Source organism: Pseudomonas sp. LY-1 (assembly GCF_053502595.1).
The window spans coordinates 2144316-2168012 of sequence record NZ_CP094353.1 but is presented as its reverse complement, the minus strand read 5'-3'; the positions used below and the strand labels follow the sequence as shown (position 1 = coordinate 2168012).

Here is a 23697-nt window from a genome sequence, read left to right as displayed (position 1 = left end):
AATTCTCTTGGAGACACACTCATGACTCAACGGACCATCGCCGCTTTCATGCTTGCACTGGGCCTCGCTACCCTTGCCGGTTGCGCCTCGCCAACAGTGATCACCCTGAATGACGGTCGCGAAATCCAGGCTGTCGATACCCCGAAATACAATGAAGATACGGGTTTCTACGAATTCGAACAGCTTGACGGCAAGCGCACCCGCATCAACAAGGATCAAGTGCGTACCGTTAAAGACCTGTAAGCCGCAACGCTTGCATACAAGGCCCGCCTCGCGCGGGCCTTGTCGTTTCTGCGGTTACCAGTCGAGCGTGATCTGGCTGCGGAAACTGCGTTCTGCACCCGTGACCGGATCGATAAAACGCACCCCCTGGGCGAGCAGCTTCAAGGGATTGGCGTAGTCGTCCACGGCATCCTTGATCACTTCGGGGTAGAACGGGTCATTGCAGATGCTCGCGCCGAGCGCCGTCATGTGTACACGCAACTGGTGCTTCTTGCCGGTCACAGGGAACAGCCCATAGCGCCATAAGTCGCCGTGGGTTTCGCGCACTTCCACGGCCGTTTCGGTGTTGCTGGCGCCTGGCCCTTCCTGCATGCGAAAGAACGGCTCGCCATCCACCAGACGGCTTTTGTGGACCAGCGGGAAGGTCAGGTTCGGCAAGGCCGGGGCGATGGCCTCGTAGAACTTGTCGATTTGACGCGTGGGAAACAACTGCTGATAGGCCGAGCGGCTTTGCGGGTTGGCCGAGAACAGCACCAGCCCCGCCGTATGCCGGTCGATGCGGTGCAGGGGCACCAGGGACGGGTTGTCCAGGTGGCGGATCAGGCGGCGCAACAGGGTTTGCTCGACATACTCACCCGCCGGGGTGACGGGCAGAAAGTGTGGTTTGTCCGCCACCACCAGGTGTTCGTCGGCGTACAGGATGGTTTCCTGCACCGGGATGACTTTTTCGTTCGGCACTTCGCGGAAGTAGTAGATGCACAAGCCTTCCTTGTAGGCCAGGTCCAGGCGGATCGGGCTACCCTGCAGATCCAGCACCCGGCCACGGGTGATGCGGTCCAGCCACTGCGCGCGGCCGATCGCCGGGAAATGCTCGCACAGGCAGTCGAGCACCGTCGCCCAAGGGCCAGGCGGCAAGTACAAGGTGCTGGCTTGATGCTGGGACGCGGAAAAACCGGAAGTGGACATGCAGATGCTCGAAGCCTGGGAAACAGGCCGGCATTATCCCGCATGGAGCGGGATTGAGCCTAGGGCGGATCTCAGGCCTTGGCCAATTGCGCCCGCAGAATCGGCGAAGCACTGGCGGCCTCGGTAAATTCCTTGAGCCAGCGCAGCACGTCCACCGCTTCCCAACGGCCCGGATCATACAGCGCGTACAGCAAGCCCTGGTAACCCACCACATCCAACTGCTTGTGATAACCGGCGCGCTGGAACAGCGCTTCGATCTCGGCAAAGCAGGTATTGAAATGCACTTTGTTAAACGGCGTCTTGCCTTCCGTGACTAGGCCGTCGAGGCGCAGCTCGTTCACCGCATCGCGCACAACGTCGGCGGACATGCGATTAACGCTGCTTTTCAGTTGTTCAACATTCACCACGGGCGTTCCCTCTATTCAATCGCTGTACAAACATACAGTAACCCAATATTGAGAAAGCTGCCATCGCCCAAGCGCTAGAATAGGAAGGCCACCACCTGCTCCGTGTCGAACGGCCAACCCAGTTCAGCCCCGGTATCCACCCGGCGCAGCACCGGAATCGTTAGGCCATAGGCTTCAAACAAGGCTTCGGAATCGGCGATATCCACCAGCTCAACCAGCAACCCATGTTCGACCAACGGCATGATTTCTGCTTCGGCGAGCTCACACAGATGGCAACCCAACGTAGTGAACAACTGGCATTCAGGAGGCATGACGACAGGACCTGATCAGGAATAGGCGCCCATTTTAGGCCGACTCTATAGCGCTGGCGAGCCGATAAACCCTGACCCAGATCACCATGGCCTATAACTGATTCAGCGATTCTCGCGGCTTTTTGTCCGCTCGCCCTGCAACGGAGATGCTTGTGTTCGCCAACCTGCTGATCATTCTGGCCTCATCCCTGGTGGTGATTGCGCTGTTTCGCCGGCTGCAATTGCCGCCCGTGCTGGGCTACCTGTGCGTGGGCCTGGCCGTGGGGCCGACCGCCCTCGACTGGGTGAATGACAGCGAAAACCTGCCCGACCTCGCCGAGCTGGGCGTGGTATTCCTGCTGTTTTCCCTTGGCCTGGAGTTCTCCCTGAGCAAGATGTTCGCCCTGCGCCACGTGGTATTTGGCCTGGGCAGCTTGCAAGTGCTGGGCTGCGGGTTGCTGCTGGGAGGCCTGTTGATGGCCTTTGGCGTGTCGCCGAACATCGCCTTGATGCTCGGTGCGGGGCTGGCGTTGTCGTCCACGGCCATTGTCAGCAAAGAGCTGAGCAGCCTCGGGGAAATCTTCAGCAGCCACGGCCAGAACGCGATTGGCGTGCTGCTGTTCCAGGATGTAGTGGCGGTGTTGCTGCTGACCCTGGTGCCGGTGTTCGCCGATGGCAGCGAGCAGGCCTGGTACTGGGCACTGCCGTTGACGCTGGCCAAGACATTGTTGTTGTTCGTCGGCCTGTTGCTCGCCAGCCGCTGGTTATTGCCGCGTCTGTTCCATGAAGTCGCCGCCTCCCATTCGGCCGAGCTGTTTGTGCTGCTGGCGCTGGTGATCGTGTTGCTGACCGCCTGGCTCACTCACTTGCTGGGCCTCTCCCCGGCGCTTGGTGCGTTCCTGGCCGGCATGCTGCTGGGGGAAAGCCATTACCGGCATCAGATCGAGGCGGATATCCGGCCGTTTCGCGACATTCTGCTGGGGCTGTTTTTCGTCAGCATCGGCATGCTCATCGACCTGCAACTGTTCATCAGCCACAGCCTGCTGATCCTCGGCCTGACCTTCACGCTGATGCTGACCAAGGGCTGCGTGGTCGCGGCGCTGGTCAAACTGCGCGGCAGCGACCGCGAAACCGCCTGGCGCAGCGGCCTGGCCCTGGCCCAGGGCGGCGAGTTCTGTTTTGCGCTGATGGCGCAGATGCAACAGAGCCGGCTGATTCCGGATGAGTTCAACGGCTTGCTGCTGGCCGCCACCTTCTGCTCGATGCTGCTGACCCCGCTTTTGCTGCGCGCGGCACCGGGCATTGCCCTGCGCCTGCACCGCAAACCCAACCAGCAGGTGCAACTCGAAGCCATCACCGCGCTCAACGCCGAGTTACGCGACCATGCGGTGATCTGCGGCTATGGCCGCGTCGGGCAATCCATCGGGCGCTTTCTGCACCACGAAAAACAGGCGTTTATCGCCCTGGATGACAACCCGGAACGGGTGCAGGAAGCCGCCACCGAAGACAACAGCGTGCATTACGGCGACTGCCGCCGTGGCGCCCTGCTCAGCGCGGTCGGCCTGGAGCGGGCGCGGCTGGTGGTGATCGCCGTGGATAACACCGAAGTCGCCCTGCTGGTGCTGAAGGAAGCCCGCCGGATCAACGCCGACGTACCGATCCTGGTACGCACCCGCGACGACAGCCAATTAGCCGAACTGAAAGCCGCGGGCGCCAGCGAAGTGGTGCCCGAGCTGCTGGAGTCGAGCCTGATGCTCGCCTCCCACGCCCTGATCCTGCTGGGCCTGCCGGACCAGCAGGTGCAAGCGCGGGTCGATGAGGTGCGGCATAACCGCTACCGTCTGCTGCACGGCTTCTACCCGCGGGCGGCCCCTGACGAAGAGGCGCCGATCAATCCTGACTGATCGCACCGATCTTGTGGATCGACAGGTCCGCGCCGTAGTACTCCTCTTCCTGGCTCAGGCGCAGCCCGTGTACGCGCTTGATCACGCCATACACCAGCAGGCCGCCGGCAAACGCCACCAGCACACCCAACGCGGTGCCGATCAATTGGCTGATCAGGCTGACCCCGCCCAACCCGCCAAGGGCGGTCTGGCCGAAGATGCCGCAGGCAATGCCACCCCACACGCCACACAGGCCATGCAACGGCCAGACACCCAGCACATCGTCGATCTTCCAGCGATCCTGGGCGGCAATGAAGCACCACACAAACAAGCCACCGGCGACAACCCCCGTGACCAATGCGCCCACCGGATGCATCAGGTCGGAACCGGCACAAATCGCCACCAGCCCGGCCAGCGGGCCGTTGTGCAGGAAGCCGGGGTCATTGCGGCCAATCACCAGCGCCGCAACCGTACCGCCGACCATGGCCATCAGCGAGTTGACCGCCACCAGGCCGCTGACGCCGTTCAGGGTTTGTGCGCTCATCACGTTAAAGCCGAACCAGCCGACAATCAGAATCCACGAGCCCAGCGCCAGGAACGGGATGCTCGACGGCGCAAACGCGACCAGGCGCCCTTCGCGATAACGCCCGTTGCGCGGCCCGAGCAACAGCACCGCCGCCAACGCCAGCCAGCCGCCCATGGCATGCACCACCACGGAACCGGCGAAGTCATGGAAGCTGGCACCGAAGGTCGCGAGCAACCAGGCCTGCACGCCGAAATTGCCGTTCCACACCATGCCTTCGAAAAACGGGTAGATAAACGCCACGATCAACGCGGTAGCGCACAGTTGCGGAACAAATCGTGCACGCTCGGCAATGCCCCCGGAAATGATCGCCGGAATCGCCGCGGCAAAGGTCAGCAGGAAGAAGAACTTCACCAGACCATAGCCGTGATCGGCACTGATCACTGCCGCCGGTTGCATGAAGCTCACGCCATAAGAGATCCAATAGCCTATAAAGAAATAGGCCAGGGTGGAGATCGCGAAGTCACTGAGGATTTTCGACAGGGCGTTGACTTGGTTCTTCTGACGCACGGTGCCGACTTCGAGGAAGGCAAAACCGGCGTGCATGGCCAAAACCATGACCGCACCGATCAGAATGAACAGGGTGTTGGAGCTGTGGACGAGGGTGTCCACTGCGCTTTGCAGATTTTCCATGGAGGTTGGCAGGCCTGCGATAAAGGCAAAAAGCACCAAAGCGGTTCAAACCGGCGCTTCGCGCACTAAATTGGTACCACCGGCTCCGCCCCTCTTCTGAGGGCGTGAACCGCTTTAGCGCAGCGATCAGCACAACCGGCCATTCCCGACAGGGTTTTTCCGCGAGTTTCAGTTATATAGGGTAAGGTTTTCACCGGTTTGCGGCCCAACCGCCCAGATTCAGCGCAGACCCAGGGGCCTGCGCACCAAGGCAAAGCAAAAGCTGTACCAGTCATTTGCAATGAACCTTCACCGATACCGGTGACTCGAAACCACACGTACCGATCAGCCACTCACGGAGATAACCATGGCCAGCAAAACAGCACAGACGGCTCAAGAAATACTGATGGCGGATTTTCAAACGCTGGTCAGTGATACTGAAAAGTTGCTGGACGACACCGCCATCCTGGCCGGTGACCAGGCCGACGAGCTGCGCGCCAAGATCCACGACAGCCTGCTCAAGGCCCGTGAAACCCTGCAACTGACCGAAGACTCCCTGCGCGACCGCAGCAAGGCCGCCGTCACCGCGACCGAAGATTATGTGCAGGCCAACCCTTGGCAATCAGTGGGCATTGCCGCTGGCGTGGGCTTCTTGATCGGTCTGTTGGCTACAAGGCGCTAATCCTATGTCTATCGGCGAATCCGGCTCGTCCACGGGCCCAAGTTCAACGTCCCGACGCCTGGGCGCAGCCGTACTGGGCTTGCTGCACAGCCATGTCGAACTGTTCGGCATCGAGCTGCAGGAGCAGAAAGCGCGCACCGTCAGCCTGCTGCTGTTTGCCGGGCTGGCCCTGGTGTTTGCCCTGCTGTTGCTGGTGGGGTTGTCGACATTGGTGATGATTCTGGTGTGGGACACCGGCTACCGCCTGACCGGAATCATCTGCCTCTGCGTGTTCTATACCCTGGCCGCTGCATTCTGCGGTGTGCGCTTGAAGGCGGCGGTGTTCGATGAGTCCACGCCGTTCCACGCCACCCTCGAAGAGCTGGCCAATGACCGGGAGCGCCTGCTGCCATGAGCCTGACTGAAATCCCACCCACCAACTCGCGCCGGGAAATGCGCAAGGCATTGATCCGCCTGCGCATGGAAATGCACCGCCAGGAAATCCGCCACGAGTCCCAGCAACTGATGGCGCCCCTGAATAAGGTGCGCAACATGGGCCAGCACTGGCAGGACAGCCTGGGCATCAAGCATGCGCCGCTGTGGGGCGTGGCCGCAGTGACGCTGATCGGCTTCTTTACCGGCAAGGGCGCCAAGGGCGGCAGTCTCAGCAGCCTGACCCGCCTGGTGCGGCTGGGCGCCGGTTTGATCCCACTGATCAAATTAGCCATGCAGGGCGCCTCACGCAAAGGTTGAGGCCTGCTGGCTGCATTCTTGCAAACAGAATCGGCCCGGCCCTCGTCAACGAGGGCCGGGCACTTTGTTGCCAACGTTTTTAAGGAGGCCCCGTGATCGACGGGCAACCGCTCGCCTGCTTCCAACCCTTCATCGACACCGCCACCGGGCGCATCGCCGGCGTCGAGGCTCTCGGCCGCCTGCGCCAGGCTGACGGTCGCCTGCTGTCGGTCGGCCCGTTGTTCGCCGACCCGCGCACCTCGGGCGTGGCCTTGCGGCGCCTGGACCGGCAGATCCGCGACAACGCCTTGAGCCGTCTGCACGAGGCACCGCAGGACTGGTTTCTGAGCCTGAATATCTCACCGCGCTGGATCAATCGCCTGCGTGCCGGCCAGGCCCTGCCCAGTTTGCAACAGGTGCAGGCCCACGGCGTCGATCCACGGCGCATCGTGTTCGAGATCACTGAACTGGGCGGCGATATCCAGCGCCTGGCCGACGTGGTGGCGCGCTATCGCGAGGCCGGCGCGCGCATCGCCATCGATGACTTCGGCGCCGGCTATTCACAGCTCGACCGCGTGCTGGCGTTGCAGCCGGACATTCTCAAGCTGGACATGCGCCTGTTTCAGGAGGCCGCCAAAGGGGGCCCCAGCAGTGAAGTGGTGCGGGCACTGGCGCAAATGGCGGAAAAAACCGGCTGCTGGATCATTGCCGAAGGGGTGGAGACTGAGGCGCAGTTGAGTTTTGCGCTGGAATGCGGCTCGCGGTATGTGCAGGGTTATCTGTTTGCCCAGGCGCAACTGGACTGGTTCGCCGCCGATGCTTTCGTGCCGCGCTTCGCCCAACTGCGTGGCGCCTACGTGCAGAAAAAACTCGCCGAACGCGGACGCATCATGCAATTGCGCCAACAACTGGCCGAACTGATGAAAATCCTCCAGACCTGGGCCCAGGGCCAGGCGCCACTGAGCCATTTGCCGCAATTGCCGGATTATCCCTGGCTGCTGCGGTTCTACCAGTGCGACCGGCATGGCACCCAACTGACCCCCAATTTCGAATGGCGCCAGGACGCCTGGCAAGCCGACAGCCGCTACCTCGGCCACAATTGGTCGTGGCGCCCGTATTTCTATCATCTGCTGGCCGAAGGCTGGGACGAGCGCCGCTTGACGCTGTCTTCGACCTACCGCGACGCCACCACCAACCAGTATTGCCTGACCGCCGGACAATTCTTCGATAACGGTCAGCGCTTGCTGTTAATCGATATCGACGCGGTCGGCCTGTAGATTTTCGCTTGCCCCGCCCACCCGGAACCGGGAAGCTGGGCGAGTCATTCACCGCACGGAGAGTACCCGCCTTGGATTGGCCCACCCTGCTGACTCGCGAACGTCTTGGAAAGCCCCTGCACAGCCCGGAAGAATTGGGCCGTAGCCCGTTTCACAAAGACCATGACCGCATCATTTTCTCCGGCGCGTTCCGCCGCCTGGGGCGCAAGACCCAAGTCCACCCGGTGTCGAGCAACGACCATATCCACACCCGTCTGACCCACTCCCTGGAAGTCAGCTGCGTCGGCCGCTCCCTCGGCATGCGCGTGGGCGAAACCCTGCGCAGCGCCCTGCCCGAGTGGTGCGACCCGAGTGACCTGGGCATGGTGGTGCAATCGGCCTGCCTGGCCCATGACATCGGCAACCCGCCCTTCGGGCACTCCGGCGAAGACGCCATCCGCCATTGGTTCCAGCAGGCCGCCGGGCGCGGCTGGCTGGACGACATGAGCGTGGCCGAGCGCAATGACTTCCTCAATTTCGAAGGCAACGCCCAGGGCTTCAGGGTGCTGACCCAGCTGGAATACCACCAGTTCGACGGCGGCACGCGGCTGACCTACGCGACCTTGGGCACCTACCTGAAATACCCGTGGACCGCCCGCCATGCCGACTCCCTGGGCTACAAGAAACACAAGTTCGGCTGCTACCAGAGCGAATTGCCGATCCTTGAGCAGATCGCCCACAAGCTCGGCCTGCCGCAGCTGGAAGAACAACGCTGGGCGCGCCATCCGCTGGTGTACTTGATGGAGGCCGCGGACGACATCTGCTACGCGCTGATCGACCTGGAAGACGGCTTGGAAATGGACTTGCTGCAATATGCCGAAGTCGAGTCGCTGCTGCTCGACCTGGTCGGCGACGACCTGCCGCAAACCTACCGGCAACTGGGCGCCCAGGATTCACGGCGGCGCAAACTGGCGATCCTGCGCGGCAAAGCCATCGAACACCTGACCAACGCCGCCGCACGCGCTTTCGTCGAACAACAGGACGCCTTGCTCGCCGGCACCTTGCACGGTGATCTGGTCGAGCATATGCACGGCCCCGCCAAGCGCTGCGTGCTGGATGCCAAGGACATGGCGCGCAAGAAAATCTTCCAGGACAAGCGCAAGACCCTGCATGAAATCGGCGCCTACACCACCCTGGAAATCCTCCTCAACGCCTTCTGCGGGGCGGCGCTTGAACAGCACGGCGGGCGCACGCCGTCGTTCAAGAACCGGCGCATCCTCGACTTGCTGGGCAACAGTGCCCCCGACCCGGCCTGGTCGCTGCACGCCTCGTTCCTGCGGATGATCGATTTCATCGCCGGCATGACCGACAGCTACGCCACCGAGATGGCGCGGGAAATGACCGGGCGTTCCAGCCCGCAATAGATGACTGATCCAGCTGCCTGTTGCCTGAACAGAATCTACCTACGAAGGGAACAGAGCGGCCTGATCGAATCAGTACAAACACCCGATGAATAATCACGCACGCTCTTAAAGGGCATAGGGCGCCTTCCTACGCCCCGCCCAATCGCCGCTTGACTCACCGTGTGCCCTTCCTATGTTCAAGAATTGCCTTCGCATCCTGTTGGTGGAGGATCACCCCTTTCAGCTCCTGGCAACCCAGTGCCTGCTCAACAGCTTCGGCTTCGAGCACCTGACCCTGGCGGAAAACGCCGAACAGGCGATCCGCTTGATGACCCAGTCCGAACGGCCCTTCGACCTCATGCTGTGCGACCAATGCCTGCCAGATCTGCCCGGGCTTGAGTTAGTCGAAATCGCCGGTCGGCGGGGGTTTATCGCAGGGGCGATCCTGCTGAGCGGGCTGCCCCTGCCCGAACTGGCGAATCTGAAGACTCAAGCCTTACAACGTAACTTGCCGTTACTTGGTTATTTATCAAAACCGTTAAACCGGGACGAACTAATGACGCTGATAAGCCCGCTGTAAATGTAGGAATTTAAACATCTCCACATAGGAAAAACTTACCACAATAACCGCTTAACCGGTGGGCCAAGGCCCGAACCCGCATCGCCGACCGAATTCTGAAACAGACGTCCACAAAGCCTTGATAGATCGTAAGGCAATACCTTTTTTAATGTAGGAATATTCCTGTTCTGTATCTACGCCCCCTCACCTCCATGCTCCCGCCTCGCCTTCTGAGCTAATGTGCCCGCTTTATTTGCACTTGCATGGAATGTGATTATGAACACAGTTTTCATCATTGATGACCATCCTGTTATCAGGCTGGCGATTCGTATGTTGTTGGAACACGAAGGCTATAAAGTCGTCGGCGAAACGGATAACGGTTGTGATGCAATACAAATGGTTCGCGAATGCCTTCCAGACCTGATCATTCTGGATATCAGTATTCCAAAACTTGATGGCCTCGAAGTGCTGTGCCGATTTAACGCAATGAATACTTCGATGAAAACCCTGATTCTGACGGCCCAATGCCCAACCCTGTTCGCCACCCGCTGCATGCGCTCGGGCGCCGATGGCTATGTGTGCAAAGAGGGCGACCTGAGTGAACTGCTGAGTGCCATCCGCGCTGTATTATCCGGCTACAACTACTTCCCCAGCCAGGCATTGAACGCCTGCGGCCCGGACAGTAATTCCCAGGAACTGGAACTGTTCAAGGCAGTGAATGATCGCGAATTAATGGTCTTGCAACTTTTTGCACAAGGTCGCACCAACAAGGAAATTGCCAAAGGTATGTTCCTCAGTAACAAAACCGTCAGCACCTACAAAAAGAGGCTTATGCAAAAACTCAAAGCCAAGTCCTTGGTAGAACTTATCGAGTTGGCAAAACGAAACGCGCTAGTGTGAGAAAGCGGATGCCCAGGCGTATAAAGGACTATCTGATCATATTGAGCGCAGGCGTGTGCTTGAGCACCTCTGTGCTCGCTGCTCAAACGGAACCGGAACACTTCACCTTATTGAGCCGCGCAGGCGCCGTTCAACTGGACACTCAACTGGACAAGACGCAACGCCAGTGGCTGCAGAACAAACGCGAACTGGTACTCGGCGCGGCAGCTCCCGATTACCCGCCCTTCGACCTCACGTCCAGCGGACGCGACTATGAGGGGCTCACGGCCGATTACGCCGGGCTGTTGGCCAAGGCGCTGGCGCTCCCCGTCAGAGTGCTGCGCTACCCCAACCGGGAAGCCTCCATCCAGGCGCTTGAAGCCGGTGAAATAGACCTGCTGGGCTCGTCCAATGGCTTTGAGGCCACCAACCCGCTGCTCACCCTTTCAGCACCGTATGCCGTGGACCAGCCAGTGCTGGTGACACGCGAGGGCGAAACCCGCAGCCTCAGTGAGGGCCTGGCCGGGCTGCGCCTGAGCCTGGTCTATCACTACCTGCCGCTGGGCGAAGTCGAGAAGCTGTATCCCGAGGCGACCATCCACACCTACCCCTCTTATCAGAACGCCCTGAATGCAGTGGCATTCGACCAGGCGGATGTGTTTCTCGGCGACACCATTTCCACCCATTACATGATCAACAAGGGCTACCTGAAAAATATCCGCATGGCCAACTTCGGCAAGCACGAAGCCTATGGTTTCAGCTTTGCCGTGCGCCAGGACCAGCACACCCTCTTGAGCATCCTCAACGCGGTGCTGGCGGCGGTGCCGACCAATGAGCAGGAGAGCATTGCCAAACGCTGGAGTGCGGGCAGCGACATCCTGCTCACCGCGCAAAAACTGCAACTGACGCAACGCGAGGAACGTTGGCTGAAGGCGCACCCGGTGGTCCGGGTAATCGCCAACGAAACCTTCGCGCCATTGACCTTCTTCGATGCTGACGGCAACTTCCGCGGCATCACCGCCGACCTCCTGGAGCTGATCCGCCTGCGCACCGGGTTGCGCTTCGAGATCCTGCGCGCACGCGATGTCAACGCGATGATCGAGCAAGTCGATACCGGCAAAGCCGACCTCATCGGCGCCATCATTCCCAGCACGGAACGCGAAGCTCAACTGAACTTCAGTCGTCCCTATCTGGAAAACTCCTACGTATTGCTCACGCGCAAGGAACCCGACGCCCCATCAAATCTTGAACAGATGGCAGGCAAGCGCCTGGCGATTACCCAAGGCAACCCTCTGGAAAGCCTTCTGCGCAAGGATTTCCCGCACATTCACCTGGTGGAAACCAGTGACACCTTCAAGGCCTCGGAACTCCTGGCCCAAGGGCATGTGGAAGGCGCGGTGAACTCGTTGGTGATCGCCAACTATTTCCTGTCCTCCCAAGTGTTTCAGGACAAACTGCAGATCAGCGGCAGCATCGGCACCCTCCCCGCAGTCTTTGCGCTGGCCACGTCACGGGGTGCCACCGAGTTGAGCGCGATCCTCGACAAGGCGCTGCTGAGCATCGCCCCCGATGAGCTCGGGGTGATCAACAGCCGTTGGCGAGGCTACGCCGCCGCCTCCGACAGCTACTGGCGCAACTACCACCACCTGATTGCCCAGATCATCCTCGTCACCGGCCTGCTGCTGCTGATTTCCCTGACCTGGAACGCCTACATGCGCCGGGAGATCAAGCACCGTAAGATGGCCGAACGCGCCCTCAACGACCAGTTCGAATTCATGCGCGCACTGGTCAACGAAACGCCGCACCCGATCTATGTCCGCGACCGCAACGGCCTGTTGCAGACCTGCAACGACAGCTACCTGCAGGTGTTCGACGTCAAGCGCGAAGAGGTCATCGGCAAAAGTGTGATGCAGATGAGCACGGCCCAGGCAACCGAAGCGGCTCAGTATCACGCCGACTATCTGCGCGTGGTCGCCGAGGGCAACCCGCTGATCCTTGATCGCACCCTGCTCATCAATGGCAAAAAGCTGACGATCTACCACTGGATACTGCCCTACCGCGACTCCACCGGCGAAGTCCAGGGCATCATCGGCGGCTGGATCGACATCAGCGAACGACGCCAGCTGTTCGATGAGCTGCGCGCCGCCAAGGAACGTGCCGACGAAGCCAACCGTGCCAAGAGCACCTTTCTGGCAACCATGAGCCACGAAATCCGCACCCCGATGAACGCGGTGATCGGCATGCTCGAACTGACCCTCAAGCGCGCCGACCAGGGGCATCTCGACCGCCCGGCGATCGAAGTCGCCTACCACTCGGCCAAGGACCTGCTGGAGCTGATCGGCGATATTCTGGACATCGCGCGGATCGAATCCGGCCGCCTGAGCCTGGCACCGGAGCGTGTGAACCTGCGGGAAGTGATCGAGTCGGTGGTGCGGGTGTTCGACGGCCTGGCACGCCAGAAAACCCTGAGTTTGCTGCTGGAGTTCAAGCCCGAACTCGATGACACCGACGTGCTGATCGACCCGCTGCGCTTCAAGCAGGTGCTGTCCAACCTGGTGAGCAATGCGATCAAGTTCACCGAGCGCGGGCAGGTAAAGATCAAGGTGCAGGTGCAAGCCACCGAATTGGCACAGCAGGTCGAAATGAAGCTGGTGGTCGAAGACACGGGGATCGGCATCAGCCGCGACGACCAGTTGCGCCTGTTCGAACCCTTTGCCCAGGCCGACAATTCCGGGCAATTGGCCCGCAGCGGCGCGGGCCTGGGGCTGGTGATCTGCCGCAGCCTGTGCGCGATGATGGGCGGGCAACTGAGCCTAAGCAGCGTGCCCATGGTCGGCACCCAGGTGCATGTCAGCCTGAAGATGAACTGCCTGCAGCCCATCCAGGCCGCGGACGAACCCCTGCCGGCCGCGCCCGCACCGGCGCCGGTGCTCAACGTGCTGGTGGTGGATGATCATCCGGCGAATCGCCTGCTGATGTGCCAGCAACTGGGTTACCTGGGCCACCAGTTCACCGCAGCCCAACATGGCGCCGCCGGGTTCCAGGCCTGGCGCCAGGCCCACTTCGACCTGGTGATCGCCGACTGCAACATGCCCATCATGAATGGCTATGAGTTAAGCCGCTCGATCCGTGAGTATGAGCAGCGGGAGCAACTGACACCCTGCGTGGTCCTGGGGTTTACCGCCAACGCCCAGCCCGAAGAGAAGCTGCGCTGCGCCGAAGCCGGGATGAACGACTGCCTGTTCAAACCGATCAGCCTCACGGCGCTGGAACGGCAACTGGCGCAGATCGCGCCGCAGCCGTCCGGCCCGCGACTCGACCTCAGCCACCTGGATGCGCTGACGGGCGGCGATCCGCAACTGACTCGGCGGCTGCTTGAGGAACTGCTGAGCAGCAGCTGTCACGATCGCCAGATATTGGTCACGTTGTGGGCCCAGCAGGCTTCACCGCAGGACATCATCGAGCAGGCCCACAAGATCAAGGGCGCTGCGCGTATCGTCCAGGCCAGTGTACTGGCGGCGCAATGCGAAGCGCTGGAGCAGGCCTGCGCCCGCGGCGATGATCGGGCGGTGATCGAAACCGGCATCAAGACCCTGGAAAAGTGCATGCTGGAACTGGAGCGCCTGCTGCACATGCAACTCAACGGCCTGGGCTCTCCAGGGTAGGCAGGAGCGCGCCGCACGGCCCGCCCCCCCCGCAACGGTCGGTCAGCAGTCGGTCAGGCGTAGGAAAATCGCCGCCAACTGCTCGATACCAACCTGGTCTTGCGCGGTAAACCGGGCCAGCGACGGGCTGTCGAGGTCGAGGACGCCAATCAGTCGGCCATCCTTGACCAGCGGCACCACCAGTTCACTGTTCGATGCACTGTCACAGGCGATATGCCCCGGGAACGCATGCACATCTTCCACCCGCTGGGTCTGGCGCGACGCGGCCGCCGCACCGCACACGCCACGCCCGAACGGAATGCGTACACACGCGATCTGCCCCTGGAACGGCCCCAACACCAACTCTTCGTGACGGTTGAGGTAGAAACCGGCCCAGTTCAAGTCACCCAACTGATTGAACAGGAACGCAGAGAACTGCGCGCTGTTGGCGATGAAATCGCGCTCATCGGCCAGCAGCGACTCCAACTGCGCACACAACATGGCATAGCCATCCAGACCGCTGCCGGCCTGCTGCAAATCGATCATGGTTGACGCTCCAGCAATTTGAGGCCCACCCAGTAACGGGCGAATTGATACGCGCAACGGCCGTTGCGGTTGCCACGCCCGGTGGCCCAGCGCACGGCGAGGATATCGAGGTCTTCATCACGCTGCCACTGCAGGCCGGCCTTGCGCGCCAGCTCGCCGATCCAGTGTTCCACCACGTTCAGGAAATGTTCCTGGGTGAATGGGTAGAACGACAGCCACAGGCCAAAACGGTCGGACAAGGCGATCTTGTCTTCCACCGCCTCACTCGGGTGCAGCTCGCCATCCACGCGTTTCCAGTTATCGTTGTCGCTCTGGTTTTCCGGCACCAGGTGACGACGGTTGGACGTGGCATACAGCAGCACGTTTTCCGGCGCCTGTTCCAGGGAACCGTCCAGCACACTCTTGAGCACGCGGTAATCGCCTTCTCCGGCCTCGAACGACAGGTCATCGCAGAACAGAATGAAACGCTGCGGCAGCTTGAGCAGTTGTTCGACCACACGCGGCAGGTCGGCGAGGTGATCGCGTTCGATTTCGATCAAGCGCAAACCGGCGCTGGCGTGCTGGGCGAGCAAGGCGCGCACCATCGACGATTTCCCCGTGCCGCGCGAGCCCCACAGCAGCGCATGGTTGGCGGGCAGGCCGTCGAGGAACTGTTGGGTGTTGCGCGCCAATGTTTCACGCTGCTTATCCACACCGATCAGGTCGGACAGGCGCATGTCCAGGCTGACCTCCAGCGGCAGCAGGAAGCCGCTGCGACCCTCACGCTGCCAACGGGCCGCAAGGCATTGGTTCCAGTCGATGGTTTGGCGCGGGGCTGGCAACAGGGGTTCCAGCCGCGCGAGTACGGCATCGGCACGCTCAAGAAAGGCATTCAATCGAGAATCCACGACTATTCCTCTGGCAAGTTCTTGTAAAAGATGGCGTATTGGCAACCCTGCGGCCGAGCGCTCCGGGCTGCACCTCTAAAACTGACGATTCGTGCCGGGCAAGCCTGAACCTGTGGATGTTCAGCTATGCTTGCCGGGCGAAGGGAAACGTGAAGTGGTTCAACACTCGATGGATATCAAGTTCGCCCACCGCTTGTCTTATAAACAAGCCAGATTGACTGTGCTGGTCGGTTTCGTCTTGGGAACCTTGCTCAGCCTGATCCAGATCGGCATTGATTATGCCAGCGAAGACGCATCCATCAACCGTGAAATTCGTTCGCTGATTGAAATCAGCCATAACCCGGCGTCGCGCATCGCCTACAACATCGACGCCGAGTTGGCCCAGGAGCTGACCCTCGGCCTGTTGCACTCCCCCGCCATCATTCAGGCGCGGTTGACCGACAACAACGGCGTGGTACTGGCCGACGTCGGACGGCCGCGCAAGGAAAGCCCCTACCGGCCCGTCAGCGATTTCCTGTTCGGCGCCAACCGCCAGTTTGAAGACCGGCTGTTCCTCAGCCATATGCCCAATGAATCCCTTGGCGTGCTGCGCCTCGACGTAGACACCTACGCCTTTGGTAGCCGCTTCCTGCACCGTGCCGAGGTCACCCTGATCAACGGGTTTGTACGCAGCCTGCTGCTGACCGGGATCCTGCTGGGCCTGTTCTATGTGATGCTGACCCAACCGCTGGTACGCATCATTCGCGAGCTGAGCACGCGCAGGCAGACACGCCTGGATTGCCCGCCGGGGCACGAGCACGATGAAATCGGCGTGCTGGTCAACATGGCCAACCAGCAATTCGACACCCTGGAAACCGAGATCCAGCAGCGCCGTCACGCCGAGGACCGCCTCACCGAGTACCTGGGACAACTGGAAAACATCGTCTCGGCGCGCACGCTGGAGCTCAAGGCCAGCAACCAGCGCTTGAGCCAGTCCAACGATGAGTTGGAAGCAGCAAAAATGAACGCGCTGGGCATGGCTCAGGCGCGGGCGGCGTTCCTGGCCAATATGAGTCACGAAATCCGCACGCCGCTCAATGGGTTGCTGGGCATGATCGCGCTGTCGCTGGACAGCCCGCTCAACGCCGAGCAGCGCCAGCAACTGTCGATCGCCCATGACTCCGGCAAGGTGCTGGTGGAACTGCTCAACGATATCCTCGACCTGTCCAAGTTCGACGCGGGCCAGTTGGAGCTGGAGCACATCCCGTTCGACCTCGGCGCGCTGGTGGAAGACACCGCCAACCTGTTATCGCAGAACGCCGCGCCGAGTGTCGAACTGACGTGCCTGATCGACCCGCAGTTCCCGGCGCAGGTGCTCGGCGACCCGACACGTGTGCGGCAGATCGTCAGTAACCTGCTGTCCAACGCCTTGAAGTTCACGCGCTTCGGCCGCGTGGATGTGCGCCTCAGCGCCCAGGATGGCCGAGTAAAAATCGAAGTGCGCGACACCGGGATCGGCATTGCCCAGGACGCGCAGGTGAAGATCTTCCAGCCGTTCACCCAGGCTGGCGCGGGCATCACCCGCCAGTTTGGCGGCACCGGCCTGGGCCTGGCGCTGACCCATAACCTGTGCGAGGCGATGCACGGTCGGCTGAGCATCAGTTCGGAAGTCGGCTTCGGCAGCCAGTTCTGCGCCGACCTGCCGCTGCCCGCCCATTTGCCTGCGCCCCGGCTCGCGCCGCTGACGGGCGAAGTCATTGCAATCACCAGTGCCGACAGCGGCCTGGCGGAGCTGCTCAGCACCCTGCTACCTCACTGGGGGCTGACAGTGCATTGCTATTCTATCGATGAGGACTTGAGCGGGAAAAAACCCGACTTGCTGATCACAGACTGCCCGGAGTGCCTGTTTCGCCTGCGCCCGGCCATCACGGCGCCGATCCTGCTGGTGACCGCCTATGGCAATTTCATGCCCAGTGAGGAAGTCGCGGCCCTGGCGCCGTTGCAGCAACAGGCGCGCCCTTTGAGCCGCAACGCGCTGTACCAGATCCTGCAACGTAATCTGCGCAGCGACGCGCACTTGATCCTCGACCCGATCGCACTCGACGCCACGCCCCTGGTCCACCGGGCACGCATCCTGCTGGTGGAGGACAACCCGGTCAATCAACTGGTGGCCAAGGGCATGCTCAGCAAGTTGGGCTGCGAAGTGATCGTCGCCGCCCATGGTGGCGAAGCGCTCAAGTTCCTCGAAGAACAGCACTTCGACATAGTGCTGATGGACTGCAACATGCCGGTGATGGATGGCTACGAGGCCAGTCGGCAGATTCGTCGCAGCGGGCGCTGGCCGGACCTGCCCATTGTCGCCCTGACCGCCAACGCGCTGTCGGAAGAACGCGAGCGTTGCCGGGCGGCGGGGATGAATGACTACCTGGCCAAGCCATTTCGCCGCGAAGAACTCAATGCGTTGCTGGACCTGTGGGTGCCTAAGACGACAAGTCTCTGATCTGCGCGAGCAATTGGTCCAACCCCTCGCGCAAGGCATCGGCCTGGTTGAGGTCGACACCGCTGTCGCACAGCAAGCGGGTTTTCAATTGATGGGCCTGGCCGCGCAACTGCACCCCGGCGTGGCTCAGGCTCAAATGCACTTCGCGTTCATCCTGCGCGCTGCGCTGGCGCCTCACTAACCCAAGCTGCTCCAGGCGCTTGAGCAGCGGCGTCAGCGTGCCCGAATCGAGCATCAAGCGCTCGCCCAAGGCCTTGACCGTGGGCTGGGGCGGCGTCGCGTGGTGCCATTCCCACAACACCAGCATCACCACGTATTGCGGGTAGGTCAGGCCCAACTGGTCAAGCATCGGTTTATAGGCGCGGGTCACCGCGCGCGATGCGGCGTAGAGCTTGAAACACAGCTGGTTGTCCAGCGCCAGGGACACGGTGGGCAGGTCGGTCATTTGAGCAGGGCTTCGATCTCTTGGGTCAACTCCTGGGGCTTGGTGGTTGGCGCAAAGCGCTTGACCACCTGGCCGTCGCGACCGATGAGGAACTTGGTGAAATTCCACTTGATGCCCTTGGAACCCAGCAGGCCCGGCGCGCGTTTTTTCAACTGCACGAACAGCGGGTGGGCAGCGCCGCCATTGACGTCGATCTTCTTGAACAACGGGAAGCTGACGCCGAAATTCAGCTCGCAGAACTCGGCAATCGCGCCTTCGTTGCCCGGTTCCTGCTTGCCGAACTGGTTGCACGGAAACCCCAGCACCACCAGGCCCTGGTCCTTGTACTGCTGCCAGAGTTGCTCCAGGCCCTTGTACTGCGGGGTGAAGCCGCATTTGCTGGCAGTGTTGACCACGAGAATGGCCTTGCCGGCAAAATCGGCCAAGGTCTTTTGCTCACCCTTGATGGTGGTGCAAGGGATGCTCAGCAGGTTGTCGCTCATGGCAATGCCTCGGATCAGGAGAAAGAAGGCAAAACATAGCGAGCAATTCAATTGCGTGCAATTGAATTGATCAAACTGATAGCCCGGTATACATCGCCCCCGCGCAAGACGCAGGGGCGACTCAGGCTCAGCGCGGCACGAGGTCCAGGCACACCGAGTTGATGCAATAGCGCAGGCCGGTCGGAGGCGGGCCATCCGGGAACACATGCCCCAGGTGCGCGTCGCACTTGGCGCAGGTGACTTCGGTGCGGATCATGCCGTGGCTGACATCGCGGATCTCGATCATCGCGCTGTCGGCGATCGGTGCGTAGAAGCTGGGCCAGCCGCAGCCGGAATCGAACTTGGTGGTAGAGTCGAACAGCGGCTCATTGCAGCAGATGCAGTGATACACGCCGTCGGTCTTGGTGGCATTGTACTTGCCGGAAAACGGCCGTTCGGTGCCCTTCAGGCGGCACACGTTGTATTGCTCCGGATCGAGCATCGCTTTCCATTCTTCAATGGTTTTCTGCAGCTTTTCCATCAGTACACCTCGGCAACTGAAAAACCCTGATCTGTGTCTTTTCCAGGGATCAGGCGGCACGTATGATTGCGCCTCTTCAACCCGGCAGTCTGGCACCCGCGTTAGCGGCATTCAAACGTATTTATGGGTGCGACCAACGCAGGATTCTCAGCACGGTAGGCTTCGCACCGTCTGGATCGTTCATTTTCAGGATCACATCGCCATGCAGGTCAGCAAATCGAACAAGCTCGCCAACGTCTGCTACGACATTCGCGGCCCGGTGCTCAAGCACGCCAAGCGCCTGGAAGAGGAAGGCCATCGCATCCTCAAGCTGAACATTGGCAACCCGGCGCCCTTTGGTTTCGAAGCGCCGGACGAAATCCTCCAGGACGTGATCCGCAACCTGCCCACCGCCCAGGGCTACAGCGATTCCAAAGGCCTGTTCAGTGCGCGCAAGGCGGTGATGCAGTATTACCAGCAGAAGCAGGTCGAAGGTGTCGGCATCGAGGACATCTACCTGGGCAACGGCGTGTCCGAACTGATCGTGATGTCGATGCAGGCCTTGCTCAACAATAGCGACGAAGTGCTGGTGCCGGCGCCGGACTACCCGCTGTGGACCGCCGCGGTGACCCTGGCCGGTGGCCGCCCGGTACACTACCTGTGCGACGAAGGCGCCGACTGGTTCCCGGACCTGGCCGATATCAAGGCCAAGATCACCCCGAACACCAAGGCGCTGGTCATCATCAACCCGAACAACCCGACCGGTGCCGTGTACTCGCGGGAAGTGCTGCTGGGCATGCTCGAGCTGGCGCGCCAGCACAACCTGGTGGTGTTCTCCGACGAGATCTACGACAAGATCCTCTACGACGATGCCGTCCACATCTGCACCGCCTCCCTCGCGCCGGACCTGCTCTGCCTGACCTTCAACGGCTTGTCCAAGTCCTATCGCGTGGCGGGTTTCCGCTCCGGCTGGGTCGCCATCTCCGGGCCCAAGCACAACGCCCAGAGCTACATTGAAGGCATCGACATGCTGGCCAATATGCGCCTGTGTGCCAACGTACCGAGCCAGCACGCGATCCAGACTGCGCTGGGCGGTTACCAGAGCATCAACGATCTGCTGCTGCCTCAGGGCCGCCTGCTGGAGCAACGCAACCGCACCTGGGAATTGCTCAACGACATTCCCGGCGTCAGTTGCGTGAAGCCGATGGGTGCGCTGTACGCCTTCCCACGCATCGACCCGAAAGTCTGCCCGATCCTCAACGACGAGAAGTTCGTGCTCGACCTGCTGCTGTCGGAAAAGCTCCTGGTGGTGCAAGGCACCGCGTTCAACTGGCCGTGGCCGGATCACTTCCGCGTGGTGACCTTGCCGCGTGTGGATGACCTGGACATGGCCATCGGTCGCATCGGCAACTTCCTCAAGTCCTATCGCCAGTAACGACTATGACGCTGTACGACCGGGATCTGGTCGTACAGCGAGTATCTGGCAACACTTCTCTGCCCATTGCCCCGCTCCGCACTGCGTTTGCCCCTCTCCCAGCGCGTGCCCCTTATAATCAAAGGGCCGCGAGGCAACAGGAGGCTGATCAAGCGGGGCAATACAGGTGGGAAATTCCCTTCAAGACTCTACATTCAGGCTGTAGGACACAGTTTGAAATAGTCGCTCGGTTGAATCACCCCATGTCGCACCTTATATACCCCGCAGTACGCGACATATTTAGCATGAGGAGAACTCTACAACCATGATGCGCATCCTGCTGTTCTTGGCCACCAACCTGGCGGTCGTGCTGATTGCCAGCATCACCCTGAGCCTTTTCGGCTTCAACGGGTTCATGGCGGCCAACGGGGTTGATCTGAACCTCAATCAGCTGCTGATCTTCTGTGCGGTCTTTGGTTTTGCCGGCTCGCTGTTCTCGCTGTTCATCTCCAAGTGGATGGCGAAGATGAGCACCAGTACCCAGGTCATCACTCAGCCACGCACCCGGCATGAGCAATGGTTGCTGCAGACCGTCGAACAGTTGTCCCGCGAGGCCGGTATCAAGATGCCGGAGGTCGGGATCTTCCCGGCCTATGAAGCCAACGCCTTTGCCACCGGCTGGAACAAGAACGACGCGCTCGTTGCGGTGAGCCAGGGCATGCTGGAGCGCTTCTCCTACGATGAAGTCAAGGCGGTGCTGGCCCACGAGATCGGCCACGTGGCGAACGGTGACATGGTCACCCTGGCGCTGGTCCAGGGCGTGGTGAACACCTTCGTGATGTTCTTCGCGCGGATCATCGGCAACTTCGTCGACAAGGTAATCTTCAAGAACGAAGAAGGCCGCGGCATTGCCTACTACGTGGCAACCATCTTCGCTGAACTGGTGCTGGGCTTCCTGGCCAGCGCGATCGTGATGTGGTTCTCGCGCAAACGGGAATTTCGCGCGGACGAAGCCGGTGCCCGCCTGGCCGGCACCGGGGCGATGATTGCAGCCTTGCAGCACCTGCGCTCCGAACAGGGCCTGCCGGTGCATATGCCGGACAGCCTGACCGCCTTTGGCATCAACGGCGGCATCAAGCAGGGCCTGGCGCGCATGTTCATGAGCCACCCACCGCTGGAAGAGCGGATTGACGCACTGCGTCGTCGCGGCTGACCGCTTGGCGGCGACACGGAAAGGGGCGATCTGATCGCCCCTTTTTTGTGGGCGCCTTGCCCGCCCAGGACTCAGCGCTTCGTGAGTCGGTAGACTCGCTCTTCCAGCCGGGTTACGCCGTCCTGAACGAACTTCCAGCTCTCACCCAAAACGTCCTGCTCCTCAAGCACTTCGAGGGCCCAGTGCGCCCCCAGCAGCGCCTTCACCTCATCATCGGTCACCGCAAACGGTGGGCCGGCCTTTTGCGTCTGGTCGTAGTCGAGGGTAATCAGCAACCCCTTGCAACCCGGCCCCAGAAGCGTATTGAGGTGCTCGGTGTAGCGCGCCCGCATCAGCGGCGGCAAGGCGATCAACGCCGCGCGATCATAAAGCGCCGTGCAATCGAGCAGCGCCTGCGCGTCCAGCGCGAAGAAATCACCGCACCACACTTCGATCACATCCGCCTGGTACACCTTGAACACGCCGCGTTGGCTGATACGCGGTATCAGCCCCTGCTCACTGAAGAATGCCTCAACCGCCTGCTCCGACAGCTCTACCCCGAGCACGCGACAGCCTTGACTGGCCAGCCACACCAGATCCAGGCTTTTGCCACACAAGGGCACCAGCACCTTTGCCCCCTGCGCGACCGTCAACTGCGGCCAGTGCCGTTGCAGATACGGGTTGACCTCGCGCAAGTGAAAACCGATCTGATTACGCGCCCAGCGCTCCCGCCAAAACTGAGAATCCATACATCACCCTAAAAATTCGATCAAAAGGCGCTAAAACTTATATTAGATTTAGATCATTGATCTGGTTGAAGATGGGGCATGTTAACCCTGAGGGCCCTTCTAATGCTCCCCACTCTGTTTATCTCCCATGGTTCGCCCATGCTCGCCCTGCAACCCGGCGCCAGCGGCCCGGCCCTGCAGCGCCTGGCGGCTGAACTGCCACGGCCGAAGGCGATTGTGGTGGTGTCGGCGCACTGGGAAAGCCAGGAATTGCTGGTCAGCGGCAACGCCGCACCGGAAACCTGGCATGACTTCGGCGGCTTTCCGGCCGAGTTGTTTGCCGTGCAATACCCGGCGCCGGGCGACCCGCAATTGGCGCGCGAGATTGTCGAGTTGCTGCACGCCGATGGCTTGAATGCGCGCATCGATGAGCGCCGTCCCTTCGACCACGGCGCCTGGGTGCCGCTGTCGCTGATGTACCCGGCCGCGGATATCCCGGTGGTGCAGGTGTCCTTGCCCAGCCGTATGGGCCCTGCCCTGCAGACCCGGGTCGGACACGCCCTCGCCAGCCTGCGCGAACAAGGCGTGTTGCTGATCGGCTCCGGCAGCATCACCCACAACCTCGGTGAACTGGATTGGCACGCCGGGTCCGAAAGCATCGAGCCGTGGGCGCGGGCGTTTCGTGACTGGATGGTGGACAAGCTTGCCGCCAACGACGAAGCCGCGCTGCACGATTATCGCCGCCAGGCGCCCAACGCCGTGCGCAGCCATCCCAGCGATGAACATTTACTGCCGCTCTACTTTGCGCGGGGTGCCGGCGGCGACTTCAGCGTGGCACACCAAGGCTTCACCATGGGCGCGCTGGGCATGGACATCTACCGCTTCGGCTGACGCACATCCCGATGCGCGGGCAAACCCAGATTGAGGG

Annotated in this window: 24 protein-coding genes; 14 read left to right on the top strand and 10 right to left on the bottom strand. The window is 61.2% G+C overall.

The genetic code is table 11. The features are described 5' to 3' along the window. The first annotated feature begins 21 nt into the window (after positions 1–21). Positions 22–243, top strand: a complete 222-nt coding sequence (locus tag MOQ67_RS09945; RefSeq protein WP_017849428.1) for a YgdI/YgdR family lipoprotein — start codon at positions 22–24, stop codon at positions 241–243. A 54-nt stretch (positions 244–297) separates the two neighbouring features. Here the strand turns inward: MOQ67_RS09945 and MOQ67_RS09940 are convergent, their stop codons facing one another. The 3 genes from MOQ67_RS09940 to MOQ67_RS09930 form a co-directional block, all read right to left on the bottom strand. Then, positions 298–1188, bottom strand: coding sequence for a pseudouridine synthase (locus tag MOQ67_RS09940; RefSeq protein WP_198717433.1), 891 nt, complete (start codon positions 1186–1188; stop codon positions 298–300). 71 nt (positions 1189–1259) lie between these two features. Then, positions 1260–1595, bottom strand: a complete 336-nt coding sequence (locus tag MOQ67_RS09935; protein WP_017529348.1) for a hypothetical protein — start codon at positions 1593–1595, stop codon at positions 1260–1262. 74 nt (positions 1596–1669) lie between these two features. Next, the gene (locus MOQ67_RS09930; RefSeq protein ID WP_017849426.1) at positions 1670–1906 is read right to left on the bottom strand and encodes a glutaredoxin family protein; all 237 of its coding nucleotides are present in this window, start codon (positions 1904–1906) and stop codon (positions 1670–1672) included. A gap of 152 nt (positions 1907–2058) precedes the next feature. On the opposite strand from MOQ67_RS09930, the gene MOQ67_RS09925 reads away from it, so the two are divergent. Further along, entirely contained in the window at positions 2059–3789 is a 1731-nt protein-coding gene (locus MOQ67_RS09925) for a cation:proton antiporter (RefSeq protein WP_198717432.1), read from the top strand. Here MOQ67_RS09925 and MOQ67_RS09920 read toward each other — a convergent pair. Next, positions 3776–4984, bottom strand: a complete 1209-nt coding sequence (locus MOQ67_RS09920; protein WP_026140339.1) for an ammonium transporter — start codon at positions 4982–4984, stop codon at positions 3776–3778. The two genes, MOQ67_RS09925 and MOQ67_RS09920, sit on opposite strands and share 14 nt — an antisense overlap. Positions 4985–5330: 346 nt before the next feature. Here MOQ67_RS09920 and MOQ67_RS09915 point away from each other — a divergent pair, with 346 nt between their 5' ends. The 8 genes from MOQ67_RS09915 to MOQ67_RS09880 all read left to right on the top strand — a co-directional run bounded on the left by MOQ67_RS09915 (position 5331) and on the right by MOQ67_RS09880 (position 14118). After that, positions 5331–5645, top strand: a complete 315-nt coding sequence (locus tag MOQ67_RS09915; protein ID WP_017849423.1) for a DUF883 family protein — start codon at positions 5331–5333, stop codon at positions 5643–5645. Positions 5646–5649: 4 nt separating this feature from the next. Then, the gene (locus tag MOQ67_RS09910) at positions 5650–6039 is read left to right on the top strand and encodes a phage holin family protein (protein ID WP_017849422.1); all 390 of its coding nucleotides are present in this window, start codon (positions 5650–5652) and stop codon (positions 6037–6039) included. Continuing rightward, positions 6036–6377 carry a hypothetical protein gene (locus MOQ67_RS09905; RefSeq protein ID WP_017849421.1) on the top strand — a complete coding sequence of 114 codons (342 nt, stop codon included), beginning with the start codon at positions 6036–6038 and terminating at the stop codon, positions 6375–6377. The genes MOQ67_RS09910 and MOQ67_RS09905 overlap by 4 nt, the downstream gene beginning before the upstream one ends. A 92-nt stretch (positions 6378–6469) precedes the next feature. Then, positions 6470–7633 carry an EAL domain-containing protein gene (locus tag MOQ67_RS09900; RefSeq protein WP_046486414.1) on the top strand — a complete coding sequence of 388 codons (1164 nt, stop codon included), beginning with the start codon at positions 6470–6472 and terminating at the stop codon, positions 7631–7633. A gap of 71 nt (positions 7634–7704) precedes the next feature. Continuing rightward, positions 7705–9036 carry a deoxyguanosinetriphosphate triphosphohydrolase gene (locus MOQ67_RS09895; RefSeq protein WP_017849419.1) on the top strand — a complete coding sequence of 444 codons (1332 nt, stop codon included), beginning with the start codon at positions 7705–7707 and terminating at the stop codon, positions 9034–9036. Positions 9037–9208: 172 nt separating this feature from the next. Then, positions 9209–9595 carry a response regulator gene (locus MOQ67_RS09890; RefSeq protein ID WP_017849418.1) on the top strand — a complete coding sequence of 129 codons (387 nt, stop codon included), beginning with the start codon at positions 9209–9211 and terminating at the stop codon, positions 9593–9595. Positions 9596–9850: 255 nt separating this feature from the next. Further along, positions 9851–10474 (top strand): response regulator transcription factor, encoded by a 624-nt coding sequence (locus MOQ67_RS09885; protein WP_017849417.1) that lies wholly within the window; start codon positions 9851–9853, stop codon positions 10472–10474. 8 nt (positions 10475–10482) lie between these two features. Beyond that, a complete protein-coding gene (locus MOQ67_RS09880) occupies positions 10483–14118 on the top strand; it encodes a transporter substrate-binding domain-containing protein (protein WP_198717431.1) in 3636 nt (1211 codons plus the stop codon). Between the two features lie 42 nt (positions 14119–14160). Here MOQ67_RS09880 and MOQ67_RS09875 read toward each other — a convergent pair whose 3' ends face one another. Next, positions 14161–14643, bottom strand: coding sequence for a GAF domain-containing protein (locus MOQ67_RS09875; protein ID WP_193039855.1), 483 nt, complete (start codon positions 14641–14643; stop codon positions 14161–14163). Further along, positions 14640–15530: an ATP-binding protein gene (locus MOQ67_RS09870; RefSeq protein WP_026140337.1), complete on the bottom strand. Its 891-nt coding sequence runs from the start codon at positions 15528–15530 to the stop codon at positions 14640–14642. The genes MOQ67_RS09875 and MOQ67_RS09870 overlap by 4 nt, the downstream gene beginning before the upstream one ends. A 169-nt stretch (positions 15531–15699) precedes the next feature. Between MOQ67_RS09870 and MOQ67_RS09865 the strand changes: the two genes are divergently transcribed. Continuing rightward, positions 15700–18009, top strand: coding sequence for a hybrid sensor histidine kinase/response regulator (locus tag MOQ67_RS09865; protein ID WP_198717430.1), 2310 nt, complete (start codon positions 15700–15702; stop codon positions 18007–18009). Here MOQ67_RS09865 and MOQ67_RS09860 read toward each other — a convergent pair. The 3 genes from MOQ67_RS09860 to msrB form a co-directional block, all read right to left on the bottom strand. Further along, entirely contained in the window at positions 17990–18454 is a 465-nt protein-coding gene (locus MOQ67_RS09860; protein WP_046384229.1) for a MarR family winged helix-turn-helix transcriptional regulator, read from the bottom strand. The two genes, MOQ67_RS09865 and MOQ67_RS09860, sit on opposite strands and share 20 nt — an antisense overlap. Continuing rightward, positions 18451–18936 carry a glutathione peroxidase gene (locus MOQ67_RS09855; protein ID WP_017849411.1) on the bottom strand — a complete coding sequence of 162 codons (486 nt, stop codon included), beginning with the start codon at positions 18934–18936 and terminating at the stop codon, positions 18451–18453. The genes MOQ67_RS09860 and MOQ67_RS09855 overlap by 4 nt, the downstream gene beginning before the upstream one ends. Positions 18937–19063: 127 nt before the next feature. Beyond that, complete coding sequence (gene msrB / locus MOQ67_RS09850) at positions 19064–19456, bottom strand: peptide-methionine (R)-S-oxide reductase MsrB (RefSeq protein WP_046384231.1); 393 nt, start codon at positions 19454–19456, stop codon at positions 19064–19066. Positions 19457–19658: 202 nt separating this feature from the next. Between msrB and MOQ67_RS09845 the strand changes: the two genes are divergently transcribed. Together MOQ67_RS09845 and htpX are read left to right on the top strand one after the other, a co-directional pair. Next, entirely contained in the window at positions 19659–20870 is a 1212-nt protein-coding gene (locus MOQ67_RS09845; RefSeq protein WP_017849409.1) for a pyridoxal phosphate-dependent aminotransferase, read from the top strand. 304 nt (positions 20871–21174) lie between these two features. Continuing rightward, the gene (htpX, locus tag MOQ67_RS09840) at positions 21175–22062 is read left to right on the top strand and encodes a protease HtpX (protein ID WP_017849408.1); all 888 of its coding nucleotides are present in this window, start codon (positions 21175–21177) and stop codon (positions 22060–22062) included. Positions 22063–22133: 71 nt separating this feature from the next. Here htpX and MOQ67_RS09835 read toward each other — a convergent pair whose 3' ends face one another. Continuing rightward, entirely contained in the window at positions 22134–22790 is a 657-nt protein-coding gene (locus MOQ67_RS09835) for a thiopurine S-methyltransferase (RefSeq protein WP_198717429.1), read from the bottom strand. Positions 22791–22892: 102 nt separating this feature from the next. Here MOQ67_RS09835 and MOQ67_RS09830 point away from each other — a divergent pair, with 102 nt between their 5' ends. After that, entirely contained in the window at positions 22893–23660 is a 768-nt protein-coding gene (locus tag MOQ67_RS09830) for a DODA-type extradiol aromatic ring-opening family dioxygenase (RefSeq protein WP_026140336.1), read from the top strand. The last annotated feature ends 37 nt before the right edge of the window (positions 23661–23697 follow it).

Coding starts and splice junctions, on each gene's coding strand:
- MOQ67_RS09835 (WP_198717429.1), bottom strand. CDS start 22,790: ATGGATTCTCAGTTTTGGCGGGAGCGCTGGGCGCGTAATCAGATCGGT.
- MOQ67_RS09940 (WP_198717433.1), bottom strand. CDS start 1,188: ATGTCCACTTCCGGTTTTTCCGCGTCCCAGCATCAAGCCAGCACCTTG.
- MOQ67_RS09860 (WP_046384229.1), bottom strand. CDS start 18,454: ATGACCGACCTGCCCACCGTGTCCCTGGCGCTGGACAACCAGCTGTGT.
- msrB (WP_046384231.1), bottom strand. CDS start 19,456: ATGGAAAAGCTGCAGAAAACCATTGAAGAATGGAAAGCGATGCTCGAT.
- MOQ67_RS09875 (WP_193039855.1), bottom strand. CDS start 14,643: ATGATCGATTTGCAGCAGGCCGGCAGCGGTCTGGATGGCTATGCCATG.
- MOQ67_RS09845 (WP_017849409.1), top strand. CDS start 19,659: ATGCAGGTCAGCAAATCGAACAAGCTCGCCAACGTCTGCTACGACATT.
- MOQ67_RS09890 (WP_017849418.1), top strand. CDS start 9,209: ATGTTCAAGAATTGCCTTCGCATCCTGTTGGTGGAGGATCACCCCTTT.
- MOQ67_RS09920 (WP_026140339.1), bottom strand. CDS start 4,984: ATGGAAAATCTGCAAAGCGCAGTGGACACCCTCGTCCACAGCTCCAAC.
- MOQ67_RS09910 (WP_017849422.1), top strand. CDS start 5,650: ATGTCTATCGGCGAATCCGGCTCGTCCACGGGCCCAAGTTCAACGTCC.
- htpX (WP_017849408.1), top strand. CDS start 21,175: ATGATGCGCATCCTGCTGTTCTTGGCCACCAACCTGGCGGTCGTGCTG.
- MOQ67_RS09855 (WP_017849411.1), bottom strand. CDS start 18,936: ATGAGCGACAACCTGCTGAGCATCCCTTGCACCACCATCAAGGGTGAG.
- MOQ67_RS09930 (WP_017849426.1), bottom strand. CDS start 1,906: ATGCCTCCTGAATGCCAGTTGTTCACTACGTTGGGTTGCCATCTGTGT.
- MOQ67_RS09865 (WP_198717430.1), top strand. CDS start 15,700: ATGGATATCAAGTTCGCCCACCGCTTGTCTTATAAACAAGCCAGATTG.
- MOQ67_RS09885 (WP_017849417.1), top strand. CDS start 9,851: ATGAACACAGTTTTCATCATTGATGACCATCCTGTTATCAGGCTGGCG.
- MOQ67_RS09915 (WP_017849423.1), top strand. CDS start 5,331: ATGGCCAGCAAAACAGCACAGACGGCTCAAGAAATACTGATGGCGGAT.
- MOQ67_RS09830 (WP_026140336.1), top strand. CDS start 22,893: ATGCTCCCCACTCTGTTTATCTCCCATGGTTCGCCCATGCTCGCCCTG.
- MOQ67_RS09945 (WP_017849428.1), top strand. CDS start 22: ATGACTCAACGGACCATCGCCGCTTTCATGCTTGCACTGGGCCTCGCT.
- MOQ67_RS09905 (WP_017849421.1), top strand. CDS start 6,036: ATGAGCCTGACTGAAATCCCACCCACCAACTCGCGCCGGGAAATGCGC.
- MOQ67_RS09880 (WP_198717431.1), top strand. CDS start 10,483: ATGCCCAGGCGTATAAAGGACTATCTGATCATATTGAGCGCAGGCGTG.